Raw genomic sequence first — 19,166 nt, 5'->3', positions numbered from 1 at the left:
CAGTAAGTAACGGAAAGGGTGGTAATATGCGTAAACCTATTATTGCTGGAAACTGGAAAATGAACAAAAAGCGTGACGAAGCGAAGAGCTTTGTGGAAGAAGTCAAAGGCCTCATCCCTTCAGCTGATTCAGTAGAAGCGGTTGTCTGCTCTCCTGCGCTGTTTTTGGACAGCCTTGTGCAGCTTACAAAGGGAAGCGAGCTTAAAGTCGGAGCACAGAATATGCACTTCGAGGAAAGCGGTGCTTTTACAGGGGAAACAAGCCCGGCAGCCCTTCAGGACCTTGGGGTACAATATGTAATCCTTGGCCACTCAGAACGCAGGGAAATGTTCAACGAAACAGACGATAGTGTGAACAAAAAGACACTTGCTGCTTTCCAATATAACCTGACACCAATCGTCTGCTGCGGTGAGACGCTTGAAGAGCGTGAGAGCGGACAGACGAATGAGCTTGTCGGCAATCAGGTGAAAAAAGCTTTGACCGGTCTTACAGAGGATCAGGTTAAAAGCACAGTGGTCGCTTATGAACCTATCTGGGCGATCGGAACAGGCAAATCTTCTACAGCACAGGATGCCAATGAAGTATGTGCCCATATCCGGTCTGTTATCGCTGAGCAGTTCTCGCACGAAGCAGCCGAGGCTGTCCGCATTCAGTACGGCGGAAGCGTGAAGCCGGCAAACATCCGCGAATATATGGACCAGCCTGATATCGACGGTGCACTCGTTGGCGGTGCAAGCCTTGAAGCAGATTCCTTCCTGCAGCTCTTAGAGGGTGGAAAGAATGGCTAAGTCTCCAGTAGCACTGATCATCCTGGACGGCTTTGCCTGCCGGGATGAAGTAAAAGGCAATGCAGTGGCACAATCGAAGAAACCGAACTTTGACCGTCTCTGGGAAAAGTATCCCCATTCACACCTGACAGCGTCCGGTGAGGCTGTCGGCCTGCCGGAGGGTCAGATGGGGAATTCCGAGGTCGGCCACTTGAATATCGGCGCAGGCCGCATTGTTTATCAGAGTCTGACCCGTGTGAATCTTTCCATCCGCAAGGGCGAGTTCGAAAAGAATGATACCTTGATGAGTGCGATCAATCATGCAAAAAAGAACGGCACAAGCCTGCACCTGTTCGGACTGCTATCTGACGGCGGCGTGCACAGCCATATTGATCATATGTTTGCACTGGTTAAAATGGCAGCTGCCCATGGTCTTGAGAAGGTATATATCCACGGCTTCCTTGACGGCCGGGATGTTCCGCCGAAATCAGCTGAGAACTTCATCCGCCAGACCGAGGAAGTATTGAAGGAAACAGGCGTCGGCAAGATTGCTACATTGTCCGGCCGCTTTTACTCTATGGACCGCGATAAGCGCTGGGACAGGGTAGAAAAATCCTATCGTGCGATGGTATATGGCGATGGGCCGGTTTACAGCTCGGCGATGGAATGCCTTGAGGATTCCTACCGAAACGGAATTTTCGACGAATTCGTCCTGCCATCTGTCATCACAGGAGAAGAAGGACATCCGCTTGCTGTCATCGAAGACAATGATGCGGTGATCTTCTACAATTTCCGTCCTGACCGCGCGATCCAGATTTCAAATACGTTCACGAATGATGATTTCCGCTCTTTTGAACGCGGACCTAAGGCGCCGAAGGACCTGTTCTTTGTGTGTATGACTCACTTTTCTGAAACGGTGAAGGGATATGTGGCATTTCAGCCGATAAACCTGGATAATACACTTGGGGAGGTGCTCGCCCAGGCTGGAAAAACCCAGCTAAGGATAGCCGAAACCGAGAAATATCCGCATGTCACCTTCTTCATGAGCGGCGGCCGTGAATCCGAGTTCCCTGGTGAGAAACGGATTTTGATCGATTCTCCGAAGGTGGCTACATATGACCTGAAGCCTGAGATGAGCGCCTATGAAGTGACGGATGCCCTGATTAAGGAAATCGAGGAAGATAATTTCGATGCGATCATCCTGAACTTTGCCAATCCTGATATGGTCGGCCATTCAGGAATGCTGGAGCCTACCATCAAGGCGATCGAAACGGTGGATGAATGCCTGGGCAGGATCATCGATTTGATCACTGCAAAAGGCGGATCTGCGATCATCACGGCAGACCATGGAAATGCTGATGAGGTTGTAACGCTTGAAGGCAATCCGATGACCGCCCATACGACAAATCCGGTGCCGGTCATTGTAACCAAGGAAGGCATCTCACTGCGTGAAGATGGAATCCTTGGCGATCTGGCCCCGACAATGCTTGAGCTCCTGGGCCTTGAAAAGTCAGCAGAGATGTCCGGTAATTCTATCATCAAAAAATAAATTTTTTATTAAAAGGAGAGTTTTTACTATGCCATTCATTACACATGTATACGCCCGCGAAGTACTTGATTCCCGCGGAAACCCGACTGTAGAAGTAGAAGTCATGACGGAGTCTGGATTCTTTGGCCGTTCAATCGTCCCATCTGGTGCATCAACTGGTGAATACGAAGCTGTTGAGCTTCGTGACGGCGACAATTCCCGTTACCTTGGAAAAGGTGTCCAGCAGGCTGTCGCTAACGTCAATGACGTCATTGCTGATGAACTGATCGGCATGGATGTAACAGACCAGGCCGGCATCGACCGTGCAATGATCGCACTTGACGGTACTGAAAACAAAGGAAAACTGGGAGCTAACGCCATTCTTGGTGTATCTATGGCTGCCGCACATGCTGCTGCAGATTCTGTTGGCCTGCCATTGTACCGTTACCTTGGAGGTTTCAATGCCAAGCAGCTTCCAACTCCAATGATGAACATCATCAACGGCGGATCTCACGCTGACAACAATGTAGACTTCCAGGAATTCATGATCCTTCCTGTTGGAGCTCCTACATTCAAGGAAGCACTGCGTATGGGTGCTGAAGTATTCCATTCTCTTAAAAAGGTTCTCAGCGGCAAGGGCTTGAACACAGCTGTAGGTGACGAAGGCGGCTTTGCTCCAAACCTTGGCTCTAACCGTGAAGCACTTGAAGTAATTATTGAAGCTATCAAAAATGCAGGCTATGAAGCAGGCACAGACATCCTGCTTGGCATGGACGTTGCTTCATCTGAATTCTATAACAAAGAAACTGGCAAATATGACCTTGCCGGCGAAGGCCGCAACGGACTGTCTTCTGAAGATATGGTTAACTTCTATGAAGAACTTGTCAACGAGTTCCCGATCATCTCCATTGAAGACGGACTTGATGAAAATGACTGGGAAGGCCACAAGCTGCTTACAGACCGTCTTGGCAGCAAAGTCCAGCTTGTCGGTGATGACCTGTTCGTAACAAACACCAAGAAGCTTTCTCAAGGCATCGAGCAGGGTGTAGGCAACTCCATCCTGATCAAGGTTAACCAAATCGGTACCTTGACTGAAACCTTTGACGCGATTGAAATGGCTAAGCGTGCAGGCTATACTGCCGTTGTTTCCCACCGCTCAGGTGAAACAGAAGACGCTACAATCGCTGATATCGCTGTAGCTACCAATGCCGGCCAAATCAAGACAGGTTCCCTGTCACGTACGGACCGTATTGCGAAGTACAACCAGCTTCTTCGTATCGAAGACGAGCTTGGAGAGCTTGCGGTCTATGACGGCTTGAAGTCTTTCTATAACCTGAAGCGCTAATCAGATACAAAATAAAACGGTCCAGACCTGACGAGGTCTGGACCGTTTTTTGCTTGCGATACGATCCAGCCGCGCTAAATCTTTTCAAAATGCCTCCGATAAATAAGGTAAAAACCGCAAGAGGTGCAAAATGTTTTTCAAGAAAACCAAACAAGTGAAGTCGGAGAAAACCATGCTAATAGAGGAAGCTGCAGGCGGGGTGGTCCTTGCTCCCCAGTCCTCTGATGTTAAAAGGCAGATTGAGATGATCGGGCTGACACGGGATGATTTACTTAGGGTCAAAGTTCTGCAGCCATTTGTAACAGAAAAGATTGATTGGATTGTGGACCGCTTTTATGAAAATCTTGAACATCAGCCGTCCCTGCTTTCCATCATTAATGATAACTCGTCCATCGAACGATTGAAGGGGACACTCAAACGGCATATCGGAGAAATGTTTGACGGTGTGGTGGATGATGCGTATTTTGAAAAAAGGACAAAAATCGCCCACATCCATGTCAGGATCGGGCTGCAGACGAAATGGTATATGTGTGCCTTCCAGGATTTATTCCTCTCCCTTGCAGCCATTGTGGAGGAAAACACGGTTTCCAAAAAAGATTACTTTGAAACGATCCGGGCTGTATCGAAAATATTGAACTTGGAACAGCAATTGGTGCTTGAGGCATATGATAGTGAGACTCAAAGGACCACCAATGAAATAGAACAGCAAAAGGTGATTATCCGTGATCAGGTTGCCAGTTCCTCGCAGAATCTCGCAGCCATCTCTGAAGAAACCAATGCTTCCTTCCACCAGCTGAATGCGAGGTCGGGGGAAATCGCCGGTCTTGCCAGTGAGGGAACGGCCATGGCTTCGCTTTCTGAGGAGCGGGCGAAGCAAGGCAGGGAGCAGCTTCATAAACAAAAAGTAAATATGTCTTCCATTAAAGAAACAGTCCGGACAACCCTGGATGATGTGGAGATTCTTCTTGATATCTCCAAGCATATGCAGGAGATTGTGAATATCGTAACCGGCATCGCCGACCAGACGAATCTGCTCTCGCTGAATGCGGCCATAGAAGCAGCAAGGGCCGGTGAGTCAGGCAAGGGCTTTGCGGTTGTAGCAGAAGAAGTCCGGAAGCTTTCTGATGAAACGAAAAAATCCGTTTCCAATGTTTCTTCCCTGATTTTGAATACGAACACCCAGGTCCAAAAGCTGACAGGCTCGCTTCAGCAAATCAATAACGCCGTCACAATCGGAGATGAAAATATGAAGGAAACGGGAGAACAGTTTGAGCAGATCATGGCGGCAATGAAGGAAACCAAGCATCAAAATGACAGGATGGAAACGGAAGTGTCGGCATTTGTTGACATCGTAACGGAGCTTGGGAAGGCTTTTGAGGAAGTAGCATTCTCGGCTGACAGCCTGACTATGGTGACCCAGGAGCTCGGATAATAATCAGGGGCATGGTGTGCCCCTCTATTTATTACTCATATAGTCAATGATCAGCGCCTTCTGGAATTTTTCCAGAAAGATTCCGATGCACAGGGCGGCGATCAGTACAGGGATATATTGATTGATCGTGTCAGCCAGCATGGAAGGAGTCCAGTAGCGTGCAAGCAGATATTCCTTATTATGGACGAGCGTCTCGACTGCGGCCAATAGATAAAGGGCTAGCCAGAGCAGAGTCAGAGTGCTTGTCCCAATCCGGAACTGGGATGCCGCAAGACCTGCCCCGGCTGCGATAACCGGGATCCATAACGGGTGCATGTCAAACTGGCTGATATGGATCGTATCAACCAGGAGGGGCCGGGTGAGCAGGCTGGCGAAGTACCAGGTGCTGATAAAGGCCGCTGCAAACAATAAAGGCTTTCGGTGGCTGTACTTCGTCTGCCAGAGCAGGATCGCAGCCGCTATCAGCATGATGCCGTCAAGCCATATCGACTGAATAGTGAAAAGAATGATGGCGGTAAATAAACTGAATGCTATATTGATCAGGTCGAGGATTCGTATGCCCTGCAGGTACATGGCGGTGCCTCCCTATTCATAGTCCGGATTCCCGGTTTTAAGGCTGTTATATAAAAATTATCCCCAATTGCCGTTCTAAAACATATTTCCATAAAAATAGTGGAAAGGGCGGAGAGCCTATAGGTGAGGAAAGCGTTGTAGTACCGGAAATTTTATGGTACATTTAAAATACTGCAGTTGTATTCAGGAGGGGAATTTGTGCACACATTATTAGTTACTCTATTAGTCATTGATTGTATTGCACTTATTATAGTCGTATTGCTGCAATCCGGTAAGAGCGCAGGCCTGTCAGGAGCCATTTCCGGCGGTGCTGAACAGCTTTTCGGCAAGCAGAAGGCAAGAGGGATGGATCTGATCCTTCAGCGCGTTACGATTGTGCTGGCTGTTCTGTTTTTTGTCCTTGCAGTCCTGGTCTCATATGTAAAGCTTTAATCTATTCCAAAACCCGGCTAAAGCCGGGTTTTTTGCTTATAATGGAAAGATTGCAAGCCTGAATTACAGCCCGGGCAGGCAGAATCCCTTATAATAAAAAAAAGATCATTAAAAAATTTCTTATGATGAACGCCACAATGTGGAACATTATCAATATAGAAAGCAAAAAAGGAGTCTTTTATCATGAAAATTAAGCTTCCGCAGCCATTCACTTTTGAAGGGGGGGGAAAGCGTGCCGTGCTCATGCTGCATGGCTTCACCGGCAATTCAAGTGATGTGCGCATGCTTGGAAGGTATCTTGAAAAGCGCGGCTATACATGCCATGCCCCTCATTATAAAGGACACGGAGTCCCGCCGGAGGAACTTGTCCACACAGGTCCAGAAGACTGGTGGCAGGATGTCATGGAAGCCTATAATTATTTGAAGGGAAAGGGATATGAAGAAATAGCAGCAGTCGGTTTATCGCTTGGCGGCGTATTTTCCTTGAAATTAGGTTACACTGTTCCTATAAAGGGTATCGTACCAATGTGTGCACCCATGTACATCAAAAGCGAGGAAGTGATGTATCACGGGGTGCTGGAATATGCGCGGGAATTTAAGCAGAGAGAAGGAAAATCAGAGGCAGAGATTGAGAAGGAAATGAGGGAATTCAGCCAGACCCCGATGAATACGCTGGCAGCCCTTCAGGAGCTGATCGCCGATGTCCGGAAACAGATCGACCTCATCTATGCCCCGCTGTTTGTGGTTCAGGGACGCAACGACCACATGATCAATACGGACAGTGCTAATATCATCTATAATGAGGCGGAGTCTGTGGATAAGCACATCAAATGGTACGAGAATTCTGGGCACGTCATTACGCTGGATAAAGAAAAGGAACAGCTCCATGAGGATGTTTACGCATTTTTAGAGAGTTTGGATTGGAAAGATTAATGTTACCGGCTTAAGGAGGGAATTTTGGTGGAAGATAATATCCAGCAGCATGTAGACCGCCTGCTTGAATACATGAAGGAAAGCAGCTATAAACCATTGACAGTCCAGGAGTTGGAAGAGGCATTCGGCATTCACGATTCCTCTGAATTCAAGGAATTTGTCAAGGCACTGGTTCACATGGAAGAAAGAGGACTTGTTGTACGAACACGGAATAACAGATACGGGCTGCCGGAAAAGATGAACCTGATACGGGGAAAACTGACCGGCCATGCCAAGGGGTTCGCATTTGTCATACCTGATGAGCCTGGTATGGATGATATATTTATCCCTCCAAGCGAAACGAAGAACGCCATGCATGGCGATATAGTCCTTGCACGTGTATCCGAAGAGAAATCTGGTGCACGGCGCGAAGGAACCATCGAGAAAATTATCGAGCGCGGCATCCTCCATATTGTGGGTACATATACTGAGAGCAAGAATTTTGGTTTTGTGATCGCGGATGATAAAAAAATCGCAAACGACATCTTTATCCCGAAAGGTTCCTCCATGGGGGCAGTGGAAGGGCATAAGGTTGTCGTAAAGCTGATTGCCTATCCGACCGGCGGCTTGAGCGCTGAGGGTGAAGTGATTGAGATCCTCGGGCATAAAAATGATCCGGGAGTCGATATTCTTTCTGTTATCCATAAGCATGGCATTATCGTGCCGTTTCCGGAGGAAGTCATTGATCAGGCCAACAATGTTCCTGATACGATAGATGAAAGTGAAATTAAGGACCGCCGCGACCTGAGAGATCAGATGATCGTCACCATTGACGGAGCAGACGCGAAGGACCTGGATGATGCTGTAACAGTCACAAGGCTTGAGAACGGCAATTATAAGCTCGGCGTCCATATCGCAGATGTAAGCCATTATGTGCAGGAAGGCTCCCCGATTGATGTAGAGGCAGCAGACAGAGGTACAAGCGTATATCTCGTGGACCGGGTTATTCCGATGATTCCGCACAGGCTGTCAAATGGAATCTGCTCGCTGAATCCCAAGGTGAACCGTTTTACCCTTTCATGTGAAATGGAAATAGATGCGGAAGGCCAGGTAGTCAGCCACGAGATCTTCCAGAGCGTCATCAAGACAACAGAGCGAATGACCTACCATGATGTGAACCGGATTCTTGTAGACAAGGATGAAGAGCTTCGCACCCGGTATGAGCCTCTTGTCCCGATGTTCGAGGACATGGAGACGCTTGCGCAGATTCTGAGGGAAAAACGCATGAAGCGCGGTGCCATCGACTTTGACTTCAAAGAAGCGAAGGTGCTGGTGGATGAAGAAGGACAGCCGACAGAAGTTGTCCTCCGCGAGCGCTCGGTGGCGGAAAAGCTGATTGAGGAATTCATGCTTGCGGCCAATGAAACAGTTGCCGAGCATTTTCACTGGATGGACGTCCCGTTCATTTACAGGATCCACGAAGACCCGAAAGAAGATAAGCTTCGCAGGTTCTTTGAATTCATAACGAATTTCGGCTACATCGTAAAAGGAAGCGCCAATTCCATTCATCCGCGCGCCCTCCAGGAAATTGTTGAGGCAGTAGAAGGAAAGCCGGAGGAAATGGTTATCTCAACAGTGATGCTGCGTTCCATGCAGCAGGCGAAGTATGACCCAGAAAGCCTGGGGCATTTCGGGCTGTCCACTGAGTTTTATACTCACTTCACATCACCGATTCGCCGTTATCCAGATTTGATCGTCCACCGTCTGATCAGGACATATCTGATTGAAGGAAAAGTGGATCCGGAAACCCGCGCGAAATGGGGCGCACTGCTTCCTGATATCGCCAAGCACACATCTGAACGGGAACGCCGTGCTGTGGATGCAGAGCGTGAAACAGACGACCTGAAGAAGGCTGAATACATGCTCGATAAAATCGGGGAAGAATTTGACGGCATCATCAGCTCTGTAACCAGCTTTGGCATGTTCATCGAGCTTTCCAATACCATTGAGGGGCTTGTACATGTCAGTGCGATGACGGATGATTATTACCGCTTTGACGAACGCCAGCTGGCTATGATCGGCGAGCGTACAGCCAAGGTATTCCGCATTGGCGATGAAATCACCATCCGGGTTTCGAACGTCAATAAGGATGAAAGAGCCATCGACTTTGAAATTGTCGGCATGAAGAATAACCGCCAAAGCGAAACGGGCGAGAGAAAAGTATTCAAGACAGGCGGACGCCGCCGTGATGATAAAGGCGGCCCAGGCGGGGAAAAAGGCCGCGGCAGAAGAAACGGAAGCGGGGACGGAAGCACTGGTTCCGCAGCCGGAGCCGACAAGAAGCCGCGCCGGAAGAAGAAGAAATTCTTTGAAAACGCGCCGGCCGCAAAAAGGAAAAAGAAAAAGAAATAAAAAGGATGGACCAGGTGCAGCTATCGCCTGGTCCATCTTCCTCCATTGAAGGAGACCGTGAAATTTGATACAATTATCGGATAGACAGAGAAAGGTTTTTAAGGGAGAGAAGAACTCATGCCAAAGGGCTCAGGAAAGCTGATTACAAACAACAAAAAAGCGCATCATGATTATTTTATAGAAGAAACATATGAATCAGGAATCGTGCTGCAGGGTACTGAAATCAAAGCCATCCGTGCCGGCAGGGTCAACCTGAAGGATTCTTATGCCCGTATCCAGAATGGTGAAATGTATCTGTACAGCATGCACATCAGCCCCTACGAGCAGGGAAACCGGTATAACCATGATCCGGAGAGGCCACGGAAGCTGCTTCTCCATAAACGTGAGATCAACAAGCTGATCGGCGATACGAAAGAGCAGGGCTATACCCTCGTGCCGCTTAAGGTATACTTGAAAAATGGATATGCTAAGGTTTTGATCGGGCTCGGACGTGGTAAAAAGAATTATGACAAGCGCGAGACTCTTAAGAAAAAAGAGGCCAAGCGTGAAATCGAGCGGGCTTTCCGCGATCGCCAGAAAGAGTAGCCCCGGGAGCCTCTGGACAGAACTCCCATGTGGCATCTTCGGCTGAATTATGCTATAATGTATTCATAGCAGTACTACAATTGAATAAGCAGTAAGCTGATTATTCTCTCGTACGTTTCTTATTATTTCGGGGACGCTACGGATTCGACAGGGATAGTTTGAGCTTAGGCTGCGAGTCGAGGGGATCGGCCTCGTTAAAACGTCAAAGCCTATAACTGGCAAACAACAAAACTCTTTCGCACTAGCTGCTTAATAACAGTCTAATGCGGTTCGCCCCTCCATTGCCTGTGTGGTAGGGTAGCGGACTCACTTTTAGCAGGCTACGCCGGATTCCACCGTCTGAGGAAGAAGGAAGAGAACAACCAGACTAGCTGTCCGGACGCCCGTCGATAGGCATATGGCACAGCGAATTGCGAATATATCGGCTACACTCGTAGACGCTTAAGTGTCGATATTTCTGGACGTGGGTTCGACTCCCACCGTCTCCACCATACATATTGTAGGGTGGTTTTTTTGTTTTTGTGACTTAAAGCATAAGATTTCCAAAGTGGAAGGCTTATGCTTTATTTTTTTACTTTAATGGAAATCTGTTTATAAGCCAAGAAACTTGTTTAAATCGGTTACAATTGAATAGAGATTACTTTGGATAATTTAAAACTGCGGAAGCACAAAAAAGTTGTGTACTGGACAATAAAGTCAAAACAGTGTAATCCTAAAATACACGGATATGTGTAACCTTTCCTTTTGGATGGATAAGGAAGAAATACTCCCATTTATGTATGAAGAAATAAAATGAATGGTCGATAAAAATGATGTAAGACAACATTAGAAAGGAAGAGGACGTATTATGAAAAAAACAGTAATCAGTTCATTAATGGCAGTAAGCCTAATCGTACCAACATCAGCCGTATTCGCTGATGAGGTTACAACACCAGCAGAGGAAACAACTCCAACTGCACCAGTAGTAACAGCACCTGCTACGCCAACTGCACCAGTAGCAGATGTACCAGTAGCAAAGCTGCCAAAAGCTCAAAAAGAAAAAACAATGGCAGACCTTGTTAAAAAGAAAGTAGCAAGCAAAGAATCCATTCAAAAAGCGGTAGATGCAGGTCTTTCTTACAAACAAATTTTGTCAGTTCAGTCGATTACAAAGGCTACAAAAAAATCCTTTGATGAAGTATTGCCTGTATTCGTCCAAAACAAAGGAAATGTGGGACAAACGGTTCAAGCTCTGAAATTAATTGACCAGAAGAAAGCAGAAGCTAAGAAAAAAGCCGAAGAAGCAAAAAAGAAAGCAAATTTAGCAAAGCAACAAGCTAAATCGAAGTCAAAAAAAGGCAAGAAATAATAAAATGAAATAGGATACATGGAAACAAATCCCTACAGCTGTTTGTTCACGTGCATAGCAGATGTAGGCAGCCTGTTCACGAGGCGCTTCCATTGCATCAGTCAGATTGACATCCTTTCTAAGGAAATACATCATCTTCACATTGCCTTCTTGAACAACCGCAGCTGTCAGGGATCTTTCAGCCTGTACAACTTGGTTGGCATATCATGCGTCAGGGTTAATCACTCGAACCTTTAGGGTTGGAGCTTCCGGAGTAGCTGGAACTACTTCGTGATTGAATAACCTGTCTTCGAGAAGGGTGAAGGATGTATCCATTGCCTGGAAGATGACTTCTGATTTGCCACTACAATATAGAACTCCAATATAGAACTCCCCAACCAATACTTGATTTCACACACGCTTTTTAAAATTGAATTAACTGAGAAAATGAACCAATTCACCGAATTGGTTAACAAAGCATCCTCCAACACCCTCACTCCTGCCAATTGGGAAACGATATCAAATGAAAAGAAGGACAATAACTATCCTTTTGTCGAAACCAGAAGAGAAAGATAAAATACCCAATGACAGGAAGAAATATGGACTTATCCTTCGTCCTGCTTATTAAGTTTAATCTGATGAAAAAAGCTATATAGTAATTTTTTTTGACGAAATGCCTTTTGGAGTTTCATTTTAATCACCCCCAAGCGTAACAAGTACAAGTGAGAATTCTAAAAATGATATTCATAGTGTTAAACAAAAACTATTCCATATAAATAATCCGACGACCGAAAAATTATAACTTGCCCCCATAACGTGTTTTTTATTAAACGTAGTCAAAAACGTAGCCAATCAATTTTACTAGTTGCTATAAAATCTTATAAACACTGCTTTTACAGCACTTTGTACAGAAGGGGGTTCGACTCCCACCGTCTCCACCATATATATTGTAGGTTGGTTTTTTTATTATCATGTGAGTTAAACCTATATTTTGCCATTTTCGCAACGATATGGTATACAGACTGTTGGCAAAAATATGCTTTGGATTGCTGAGTTATTATCGACGCATGCAATAGAAATATCATAACAAGAAAAAAATGAGTGAGACAAATATACTTTTTAACCTTATTTTATTATCAACAGTTAATAAGGATGATTTTTAAGATTTATCTTTATATTAATTTCTATTTGAGTAAGATTAGTTACGGGCTGCTTTGAGCAGCCCGTTTTTTGTTTTAGCTAAACAAAAGGGAAAATTGTACAGCTCTATAATGTTTAATTAAGGAAGAAAAAATTAGGGAAGAAATTTATACTGATCAGGTGAATACTTGCCCGCTCCCAGGACTATACCAAAGATTATAAGTATTTATTTCGATGTATCCCCAAATAGCCGAGCTTGATATCACTCGAGTGTACAGGCAGCTAGTTTTTAAAAAAATATAGAAAGCATTAAATAGCTATTTCGGTTTTTTAGGAGAAGTTATTTCTCGGTTTTATAGTGGTTGTCCTATTTCTCATTTTTAATATGGTTGGCTTTGAAACCCATTATAGATAGCCCACACGGATGCATGAGTTAAAGAATAACGGCTGCTTTGACAGCGGTTTTCTTGTGTACTATGAGCAGTTTTAGTTGGACTTAAAGTTTTTAGTGAATACTTTAATCCTATGGTTAGTAGAACCAATGTTTAGGAATAAAATAATCCCATGTATCAATAATAAAAAGGACTTTAATTGGAAGGAGTAGGTTAATGGAAAGTTACTTAAAAATAATTTTAGGAAACTTTGGAATGATCATGTTTTGTGGACAAGTAATTAAATAACAAGTGGAACAACCGGAGGAGCAGCGTATCAAAAACAGGTACTGGCTAGGCTTCTAACAAATCAGGAGGACATGCTATATAGCCCAGTATACGGGGAGAAAGCTGGAAACCAACTACCCGGTTTGCTTAAAGAGCATATTGTCATGGTGGGAGTCGTAGTGGCGGCTAAAGGCGAAATAATTCCTCGGTGAATCAGCTAAATAAAGAATGGTATAGGAAATGCTGATCCAATAGATCTTTCCTTTGGATTGCCATCCCCCATTTGAAAAATGAAATTGCTGTATATGCCTCCCAAATTAGTATCAAATGATTTATTTCCTAGCTTATCAAAAGATTGGAACGAAAGAATTATCTCAATTGCCGAAGGTTCGCACATATAATCTTAATGGCAGATACTATTTCTATGGGAATAGTGAAGCAGTTTCCGGATAAGTTTAATAATTAACATGTGTCAACCTTACGTATTTTGAATGGAGTTGTTTAAGTGGAAGATTTAGGTTTACTTCTTATCCGATTGATGGTGGGTTTTGTATTTATTTATTATGGCTCTCAAAAATTGTTTGGTTGGTTCGGAGGTCATGGTATCGCGGGAACAGGTGGGTGGTTTGAGTCCATCGGTATAAAACCAGGTAAAATTATTGCTGCTTTTAGTGGTGTTGCGGAGTTATTATCAGGAATTTTATTTGTCATAGGGTTATTTTTACCATTAGCTGCAACTTTAATTATTGTTGTTATGATAGGGTCTATTGTAAAAGTACATGGACCAAAAGGTTTCTCTGTAACCTCCGGAGGATTTGAATACAATCTGTTCTTAATTGTAGTTTCTATCGGGATTGCATTAATTGGACCCGGTGCTTATTCGATAAATCAATTTTAGTTCTAAAAAAGGAGGCATTTAAAAATGTATGTGATAAGGAGAGATATAGTAGCCAACAAAAATATTCCGATTTTTGTATAGAAGTGTAAAGCTTCCTTTATTGAAAATGTAAAAAGACGCTGGCCATAGGTTAGCGTCTTTTGTTTATTTTTATACTCGACTTGTTTTATATAAGGTTCAGGTTATATTCTTTTAGCTCCGATAAAACGCGGCTTCCAGTAAGTGTTACTAGTACCTGCAACGGATACACCATATGATGATGCGGATTGAATCATCTTTCCGCTTCCCATATAGATAGAAACATGAGTTGGTCTTGACGCCTTATTTGGAGCGTAAAACATTAAATCTCCAGGTGCCAAGGTTGAAACTTGCTATATCTCTCTATAATATTGTACTGACTTTTATGTTCTTTCTGTTAAGTACCTTTATTCTCATGTCGGCTGTATTGTATTAAGGCACCAAATGGGTTAATGGTAGAATAAAAATCTATATCCCATTTATCCGAATGTTGATCGAAAAAAATTTCAAAAACAAAGTTTTTGAAAAATCCGTTCTGAAATTAGATAAACGTGAAGCCGGGGAGTTCTCAATTTATACGATAGAAGAAAGCCCGAAACATATCGGAGGAATCGGGTATAGAGCGGTGGACATGATTTCAAGAAGCTGTACGGTCGGCATTGGGATTGGAGAAAAAAATTACTGGGGTAGAGGCTATGGAACAGATGCCATGCACACCCTTATCCGCTTTATATTCCTGACTCTCAACTTAAAGCGTATTCAGCTCGATACATGGAGCGGAAACACGAGAGCGGTCCGTTCATACGAAAAATGCGGCTTTAAGATTGAAGGAAGATTGAGGAAAAATGCGTATATCGATGGGACGTACTATGATACCATCATCATGGGACTTTTAAGAGAAGAGTGGAATGACGGATATAAATAAATGCACCAGATACCAGCTGCCATTATGGGCGGCTTTTTCTATACAATGCGAAATTCACAGTTAGCCCTAGTGCCGAAAATGGTTTTTATAATACAGAATTGGAATTTACTGTTATACTGAGTTTAACTAAGTAACCAGGGGGGAATGGATTGAAAAAATTATCTGTATGCTTATTATCCTTTGTCTTATTCTTCACGGTCTTCTCTTTTAGTCCAGCAAAGGGAGCAGCACTATATTCGGGAACGCTGACTGCCAATGTGACGCTCTTTGAAAGTGCCTGGTCAAAGTCAAAGAAAGTTGGCACCATGAGTAAAGGCAGCATCGTGACAGTATACTCAAAAAACAAATATGGGTGGTCAGAAGTACAAGGGAAAAGCGGGAAGCGGGTTTATGTCCGTACTGCGTACCTGAAACTTTCTTCAAAGATTAGTTTTCTTAAGGACAAAACAAAAACATTTGTCTTTAAAAATCCAAATGGAACAACTTCAACTGTAGCTTTTGTTAAAACGGTAAAAGGCCTGCCGGATGTTGATTATAAGCAGCAGGGAAGCCAGCCAGCCACTTTAAATCAGTGGAAAATTACCAGTAAGTCATCTGCTTATTATGAATATGAACACGAGACAGCCGAAGGATTGTTGTTTCAAATTCAAGACCGGTATAACAACATAAAAGATTCCACAGGACTTGGATATCCTTTATATTTAGGGAATACATGGATATTGAATCCAATGGACGAAGAGCCTGGGTATTCTAAGATTACGTTCATCGGGAAAACAATCAAGACTCCGGCTGGCACCTTTAAGAATGTAATAGAAGTAACCGATTATCCATACGACTATTCCACGGGAATGCCGCCACAAATCGTCTATTACGCAAATAATGTTGGGGAACTAAAACGGACGTTCAAGGGTAAAACGATGTCTGAATTGATACAAATCAAGAAACGCTGATTTGAATGCCCTCCGATTGAAGGAGGGTTTTACCGATGTTTTGGGGGAGTAAATCAGAAAAAGTTTGGTCTTCAAATTTCAGGAGGAAAGATAATGGACAAATCATTCAGAAATTTCCTGGATACTTACCTGGCAAGCTGGAGATCATCCAATCTGGCTGATCTGGCAGGTATTATAGCGGAAGATTACCAGGCAAGGGAAATCAGAAATGGAGAAATCGTTGACTTTGGCTATGGAGAATCACTAAGTGGGTGGGAGCAGGGCTTCAAATATGTTCTTGATCATAATGGCCATTGGCAGATAGCTGAAATATCGACGGTGACTCTAAGAGAACGGGAAAGGCTGGTCATTTTTTGTGTAACCCTGGTTATTGACGGAAAGGCAATAGGAACGGGGAGCTTGTTCTTTCAAACTTTTAAACAGGATTATATGAACACATGGAAACTTATCAGAAGTTATATAGAAACTGGAATTCCTGCTCAATATGTAAAGGAAATCCAGCCTGCCTCAAATTAAAGCAATTCTATGTACCTGAAATTAATTTGGCTCTCAAAAAAATCTTAACAAGCATGTATGGGCTCACCGCCGTCCCGCTAAAAAGCGAGTGCCTGCAGCGGAAGTCAGCCTTTTTAACTCAAAGCAGCCGGTATAGTTAAAACCTTAAAACCTTTTACAAATCTGAATATAACCGAAGAGGTGTCCCATAATGAATCAACAATACATAAAATCATTTATTAAAAGAGGAGACATCATTCAATTTGAATTGGATGAGTGGTATAAGGAGCCAGAAAAGTTTCATCGTGCGGTTGTTTCGCATCTTGAAAAGGAAGGAAAGCACGTAGAAACAATCTCCATTGTTGCTAAAGTATATAGCAATAAAATTTCCACCCTGCTGATTGATGGATTGGAATACGAGTTAAGTGTAAAGAGAGCCTTTAACCTGGGGCCAACACAAGTAGTGATATTAAGAAAAGTTGAAGAGTAAATAACCGGAATGATGAGGGGACAGCACAGCTTGTCCTTACTCAAATGGAAGTAGAAGCGGGACAATGCTGGCTTCTGCATAGTTAAAATTATTTGGCTAAAAACCAACAGGCTTTGGCTCTGACGATGACTTTGTAACAAACCAAAAAACGAAAAAAGAGCTGGAACAATCAATCAGAAAAGTATCCATTAATCCGGTTTTTTCAAATATTTTCACCCTCCCTGGCAGTGGGTTATCCTTCAAAAACTAATAAAAAAGCTTACTCCCGCGAGTAAGCTTAGCTGTAAACACTTTCGCATGTTCCTGGCTGTGGCTCGTAATAACAATGATTTTTGTATTGACCGGCAAAGGGCTGATCATACCAGGTGGGAGGGCAGGGGGCATATGGATTGAAATACCATAGGGCATATTTTGCCGGCTGTTCCCTCCAGTATTCCAGGTTTTGTCTTGCCAGTCTTTTTTCAATAGATCGTGCCCTTTGGTAAAACACATTCCCTTTCTGCACAGCTTCAAAGGAATAATTTCCTCCCTGCACCTGAAAAATGACCTGAGGAATAGTTCTTAACCCTCTGAAATCAATACAATTCGCTCTAAGGCGGTTCACGATGACCGTTCCTACATATAGCATTCCCTGTCTGCCTTCACCTTCGGCTTCTGCCCGCATCATTCTTGCCATCAAGGCAACGTCCGAGCTTCGGTAAGCTGCTCTTGCCATATTATCACCCCAGAATAAAGTATGTAAGAACGTCTGGGTTCGTGTCTATCCATCCATAATCGTTTAGCAGCAAAAAGGACGGCATGACTGCAGTCCTTTGTTTTTGAGATTATAATTCCGTGCCATTTGTTTCAATAACATGCTGATACCATTTAAATGAATCCTTCTTATACCGATTCATTGAGCCATTTCCCTCATTATCACGGTCAACGTAAATCATTCCATAACGTTTTTTCATTTCACCGGTTGTAAAGGAGACGATATCGATGATTCCCCATGGCGTATAGCCAATTAGGTCGACGCCGTCGTAAGTGACTGCTTTCTCCAGTGCTTCAATATGGGATTTTAAGTACTGAATCCTCTCCGGGTCATGAATGGAGCCGTCTTCTTCCAGTCTATCAATGGCGCCGAATCCATTTTCGACGATGAAGAGCGGCAGCTGATACCGGTCATATAGCCGGTTCAGGGTAAATCTTAAACCGGTAGGATCGATCGTCCAGCCCCAATCGCTCGCTTTGAGATATGGGTTTTCAACGCTATTTGAAAGGCCGCCATTCAGGATGGAACCTGCATTATCTTGTGCGGAGCCGCTTTTGACGGTTGTGGACATATAATAGCTGAATCCCAGATAGTCGACTGATCCTTTTTTCAGGATTTCATCATCACCCTCAGCCATCGCTATTTTATAGCCTTTTCGTTCGAACTCCTTCAGGGCATAGCTTGGATAATAGCCGCGTACCTGGACATCCGGGAAGAAAAAGCGCTGTCTCATTTCTTCTTCAGCCAGCATGATATCCTCAGGATTGCAGGAGAAGGGATAAATCGGTACATGGGAAACCATTGCCCCAATCTGGAAATCAGGGTTTATTTCTTTTCCCCTGGCAACAGCGAGGGCACTCGCAACCAATTCATGATGTGCCGCCTGGTACATAACTTCTTTGGCATCTTCACCGGCATTCACGGTTACGCCCGAATTTGTCCAGAGGAACAGCGGGTTGGATACGTCCATTTGGTTATTGATTTCATTAAAAGTCATCCAATACTTCACTTTATCTTTATAACGGGTGAAGCAGGCTTCGGCAAAACGGGCAAAGAAATCGACCGTCTTTCTGTTTCTGAATCCGCCGTATTCGCGTGCCAGATGCAGGGGCATTTCAAAGTGGGACAGGGTAATCACAGGTTCGATCCCATACTTCAGTAACTCATCAAACACCCGGTCATAGAATAATAATCCATCTTCATTCGGCTCGGCTTCATCCCCCTTTGGAAAAATTCTGCTCCAGGCAATCGATGTCCGCAGGCATTTTAAGCCGAGCTCAGCAAACATGGCGATATCTTCTTTATATCTATGGTAAAAATCGATTGCTTCATGGTTAGGATAAAACTCATCTTCCTGAATGTTAGTGGTGATTTTTCTTGGAACCCCGTGAGCGCCGGCTGTCATTACATCCACAACACTCGGCCCTTTGCCGCCTTCCTTCCATCCGCCTTCAAACTGATGAGCGGCGAGGGCGCCGCCCCATAGGAATTCCTTTGGCATGTTTGTCATCCTTCTTCCCTCCC

General features: G+C 44.3%; 18 protein-coding genes and 1 other RNA gene. 15 read left to right on the top strand and 4 right to left on the bottom strand.

What is annotated here, in order from left to right:
- Positions 1-26: 26 nt before the first annotated feature.
- The 4 genes from tpiA (at position 27) to V1501_RS18300 (ending at position 5,072) form a co-directional block, all read left to right on the top strand.
- On the top strand, positions 27-788 hold the full coding sequence (gene tpiA / locus V1501_RS18315) for a triose-phosphate isomerase (RefSeq protein ID WP_409290310.1): 762 nt from the start codon (positions 27-29) through the stop codon (positions 786-788).
- On the top strand, positions 781-2,316 hold the full coding sequence (gene gpmI, locus V1501_RS18310) for a 2,3-bisphosphoglycerate-independent phosphoglycerate mutase (protein WP_409290309.1): 1,536 nt from the start codon (positions 781-783) through the stop codon (positions 2,314-2,316). Before tpiA ends, gpmI begins: the two co-directional genes overlap by 8 nt.
- 28 nt (positions 2,317-2,344) lie before the next feature.
- Complete coding sequence (gene eno, locus V1501_RS18305) at positions 2,345-3,640, top strand: phosphopyruvate hydratase (RefSeq protein WP_409290308.1); 1,296 nt, start codon at positions 2,345-2,347, stop codon at positions 3,638-3,640.
- 130 nt (positions 3,641-3,770) lie between these two features.
- On the top strand, positions 3,771-5,072 hold the full coding sequence (locus V1501_RS18300) for a protoglobin domain-containing protein (protein ID WP_409290307.1): 1,302 nt from the start codon (positions 3,771-3,773) through the stop codon (positions 5,070-5,072).
- A 24-nt stretch (positions 5,073-5,096) separates the two neighbouring features.
- On the opposite strand, the gene V1501_RS18295 is transcribed toward V1501_RS18300, so the two are convergent.
- Entirely contained in the window at positions 5,097-5,645 is a 549-nt protein-coding gene (locus V1501_RS18295; protein ID WP_409290306.1) for a hypothetical protein, read from the bottom strand.
- A 198-nt stretch (positions 5,646-5,843) separates the two neighbouring features.
- On the opposite strand from V1501_RS18295, the gene secG reads away from it, so the two are divergent.
- The 7 genes from secG to V1501_RS18260 all read left to right on the top strand — a co-directional run bounded on the left by secG (position 5,844) and on the right by V1501_RS18260 (position 14,010).
- Complete coding sequence (gene secG, locus V1501_RS18290; protein WP_409290305.1) at positions 5,844-6,077, top strand: preprotein translocase subunit SecG; 234 nt, start codon at positions 5,844-5,846, stop codon at positions 6,075-6,077.
- A 183-nt stretch (positions 6,078-6,260) separates the two neighbouring features.
- Positions 6,261-7,010 carry an alpha/beta hydrolase gene (locus tag V1501_RS18285; protein WP_409290304.1) on the top strand — a complete coding sequence of 250 codons (750 nt, stop codon included), beginning with the start codon at positions 6,261-6,263 and terminating at the stop codon, positions 7,008-7,010.
- Positions 7,011-7,037: 27 nt separating this feature from the next.
- On the top strand, positions 7,038-9,401 hold the full coding sequence (gene rnr / locus V1501_RS18280; protein WP_409290303.1) for a ribonuclease R: 2,364 nt from the start codon (positions 7,038-7,040) through the stop codon (positions 9,399-9,401).
- Positions 9,402-9,518: 117 nt separating this feature from the next.
- The gene (gene smpB / locus V1501_RS18275) at positions 9,519-9,986 is read left to right on the top strand and encodes an SsrA-binding protein SmpB (protein ID WP_409290302.1); all 468 of its coding nucleotides are present in this window, start codon (positions 9,519-9,521) and stop codon (positions 9,984-9,986) included.
- Positions 9,987-10,115: 129 nt separating this feature from the next.
- Positions 10,116-10,477: a transfer-messenger RNA gene (ssrA, locus tag V1501_RS18270) on the top strand.
- A 356-nt stretch (positions 10,478-10,833) separates the two neighbouring features.
- Positions 10,834-11,334, top strand: a complete 501-nt coding sequence (locus V1501_RS18265; protein ID WP_409290301.1) for a hypothetical protein — start codon at positions 10,834-10,836, stop codon at positions 11,332-11,334.
- Between the two features lie 2,283 nt (positions 11,335-13,617).
- On the top strand, positions 13,618-14,010 hold the full coding sequence (locus tag V1501_RS18260) for a DoxX family protein (RefSeq protein WP_409290300.1): 393 nt from the start codon (positions 13,618-13,620) through the stop codon (positions 14,008-14,010).
- A 182-nt stretch (positions 14,011-14,192) separates the two neighbouring features.
- Here the strand turns inward: V1501_RS18260 and V1501_RS18255 are convergent, their stop codons facing one another.
- A complete protein-coding gene (locus V1501_RS18255) occupies positions 14,193-14,351 on the bottom strand; it encodes an NlpC/P60 family protein (RefSeq protein ID WP_409293451.1) in 159 nt (52 codons plus the stop codon).
- Between the two features lie 164 nt (positions 14,352-14,515).
- Here V1501_RS18255 and V1501_RS18250 point away from each other — a divergent pair, with 164 nt between their 5' ends.
- The 4 genes from V1501_RS18250 to V1501_RS18235 all read left to right on the top strand — a co-directional run bounded on the left by V1501_RS18250 (position 14,516) and on the right by V1501_RS18235 (position 16,888).
- Positions 14,516-14,953 carry a GNAT family N-acetyltransferase gene (locus tag V1501_RS18250; protein WP_409290299.1) on the top strand — a complete coding sequence of 146 codons (438 nt, stop codon included), beginning with the start codon at positions 14,516-14,518 and terminating at the stop codon, positions 14,951-14,953.
- Between the two features lie 149 nt (positions 14,954-15,102).
- On the top strand, positions 15,103-15,903 hold the full coding sequence (locus tag V1501_RS18245) for an SH3 domain-containing protein (RefSeq protein ID WP_409290298.1): 801 nt from the start codon (positions 15,103-15,105) through the stop codon (positions 15,901-15,903).
- Positions 15,904-15,996: 93 nt separating this feature from the next.
- Positions 15,997-16,419, top strand: coding sequence for a flavoprotein (locus tag V1501_RS18240; protein WP_409290297.1), 423 nt, complete (start codon positions 15,997-15,999; stop codon positions 16,417-16,419).
- Positions 16,420-16,609: 190 nt separating this feature from the next.
- Positions 16,610-16,888 carry a hypothetical protein gene (locus tag V1501_RS18235; RefSeq protein ID WP_409290296.1) on the top strand — a complete coding sequence of 93 codons (279 nt, stop codon included), beginning with the start codon at positions 16,610-16,612 and terminating at the stop codon, positions 16,886-16,888.
- 277 nt (positions 16,889-17,165) lie between these two features.
- Here V1501_RS18235 and V1501_RS18230 read toward each other — a convergent pair whose 3' ends face one another.
- Both V1501_RS18230 and bglA read right to left on the bottom strand, forming a co-directional pair.
- On the bottom strand, positions 17,166-17,603 hold the full coding sequence (locus V1501_RS18230) for a cell wall hydrolase (protein ID WP_409290295.1): 438 nt from the start codon (positions 17,601-17,603) through the stop codon (positions 17,166-17,168).
- Between the two features lie 109 nt (positions 17,604-17,712).
- The gene (gene bglA, locus V1501_RS18225; protein ID WP_409290294.1) at positions 17,713-19,152 is read right to left on the bottom strand and encodes a 6-phospho-beta-glucosidase BglA; all 1,440 of its coding nucleotides are present in this window, start codon (positions 19,150-19,152) and stop codon (positions 17,713-17,715) included.
- Positions 19,153-19,166: the final 14 nt, after the last annotated feature.

Origin of the sequence: Paraperibacillus esterisolvens, assembly GCF_046237625.1 — a bacterium.
Taxonomy (GTDB): Bacteria; Bacillota; Bacilli; order Bacillales; family DSM-1321; genus Paraperibacillus; species Paraperibacillus esterisolvens.
The sequence above is the reverse complement of the archived record's forward strand: the minus strand, read 5'-3'. Positions and strand labels throughout refer to the sequence as shown.

Bases quoted from the DNA above. Each gene is read 5' to 3' on its own strand.
- tpiA (WP_409290310.1), top strand. From the start codon at position 27: ATGCGTAAACCTATTATTGCTGGAAACTGGAAAATGAACAAAAAGCGT.
- gpmI (WP_409290309.1), top strand. From the start codon at position 781: ATGGCTAAGTCTCCAGTAGCACTGATCATCCTGGACGGCTTTGCCTGC.
- eno (WP_409290308.1), top strand. From the start codon at position 2,345: ATGCCATTCATTACACATGTATACGCCCGCGAAGTACTTGATTCCCGC.
- V1501_RS18300 (WP_409290307.1), top strand. From the start codon at position 3,771: ATGTTTTTCAAGAAAACCAAACAAGTGAAGTCGGAGAAAACCATGCTA.
- V1501_RS18295 (WP_409290306.1), bottom strand. From the start codon at position 5,645: ATGTACCTGCAGGGCATACGAATCCTCGACCTGATCAATATAGCATTC.
- V1501_RS18285 (WP_409290304.1), top strand. From the start codon at position 6,261: ATGAAAATTAAGCTTCCGCAGCCATTCACTTTTGAAGGGGGGGGAAAG.
- smpB (WP_409290302.1), top strand. From the start codon at position 9,519: ATGCCAAAGGGCTCAGGAAAGCTGATTACAAACAACAAAAAAGCGCAT.
- V1501_RS18265 (WP_409290301.1), top strand. From the start codon at position 10,834: ATGAAAAAAACAGTAATCAGTTCATTAATGGCAGTAAGCCTAATCGTA.
- V1501_RS18255 (WP_409293451.1), bottom strand. From the start codon at position 14,351: ATGTTTTACGCTCCAAATAAGGCGTCAAGACCAACTCATGTTTCTATC.
- V1501_RS18250 (WP_409290299.1), top strand. From the start codon at position 14,516: ATGTTGATCGAAAAAAATTTCAAAAACAAAGTTTTTGAAAAATCCGTT.
- V1501_RS18240 (WP_409290297.1), top strand. From the start codon at position 15,997: ATGGACAAATCATTCAGAAATTTCCTGGATACTTACCTGGCAAGCTGG.
- V1501_RS18235 (WP_409290296.1), top strand. From the start codon at position 16,610: ATGAATCAACAATACATAAAATCATTTATTAAAAGAGGAGACATCATT.
- V1501_RS18230 (WP_409290295.1), bottom strand. From the start codon at position 17,603: ATGGCAAGAGCAGCTTACCGAAGCTCGGACGTTGCCTTGATGGCAAGA.
- bglA (WP_409290294.1), bottom strand. From the start codon at position 19,152: ATGACAAACATGCCAAAGGAATTCCTATGGGGCGGCGCCCTCGCCGCT.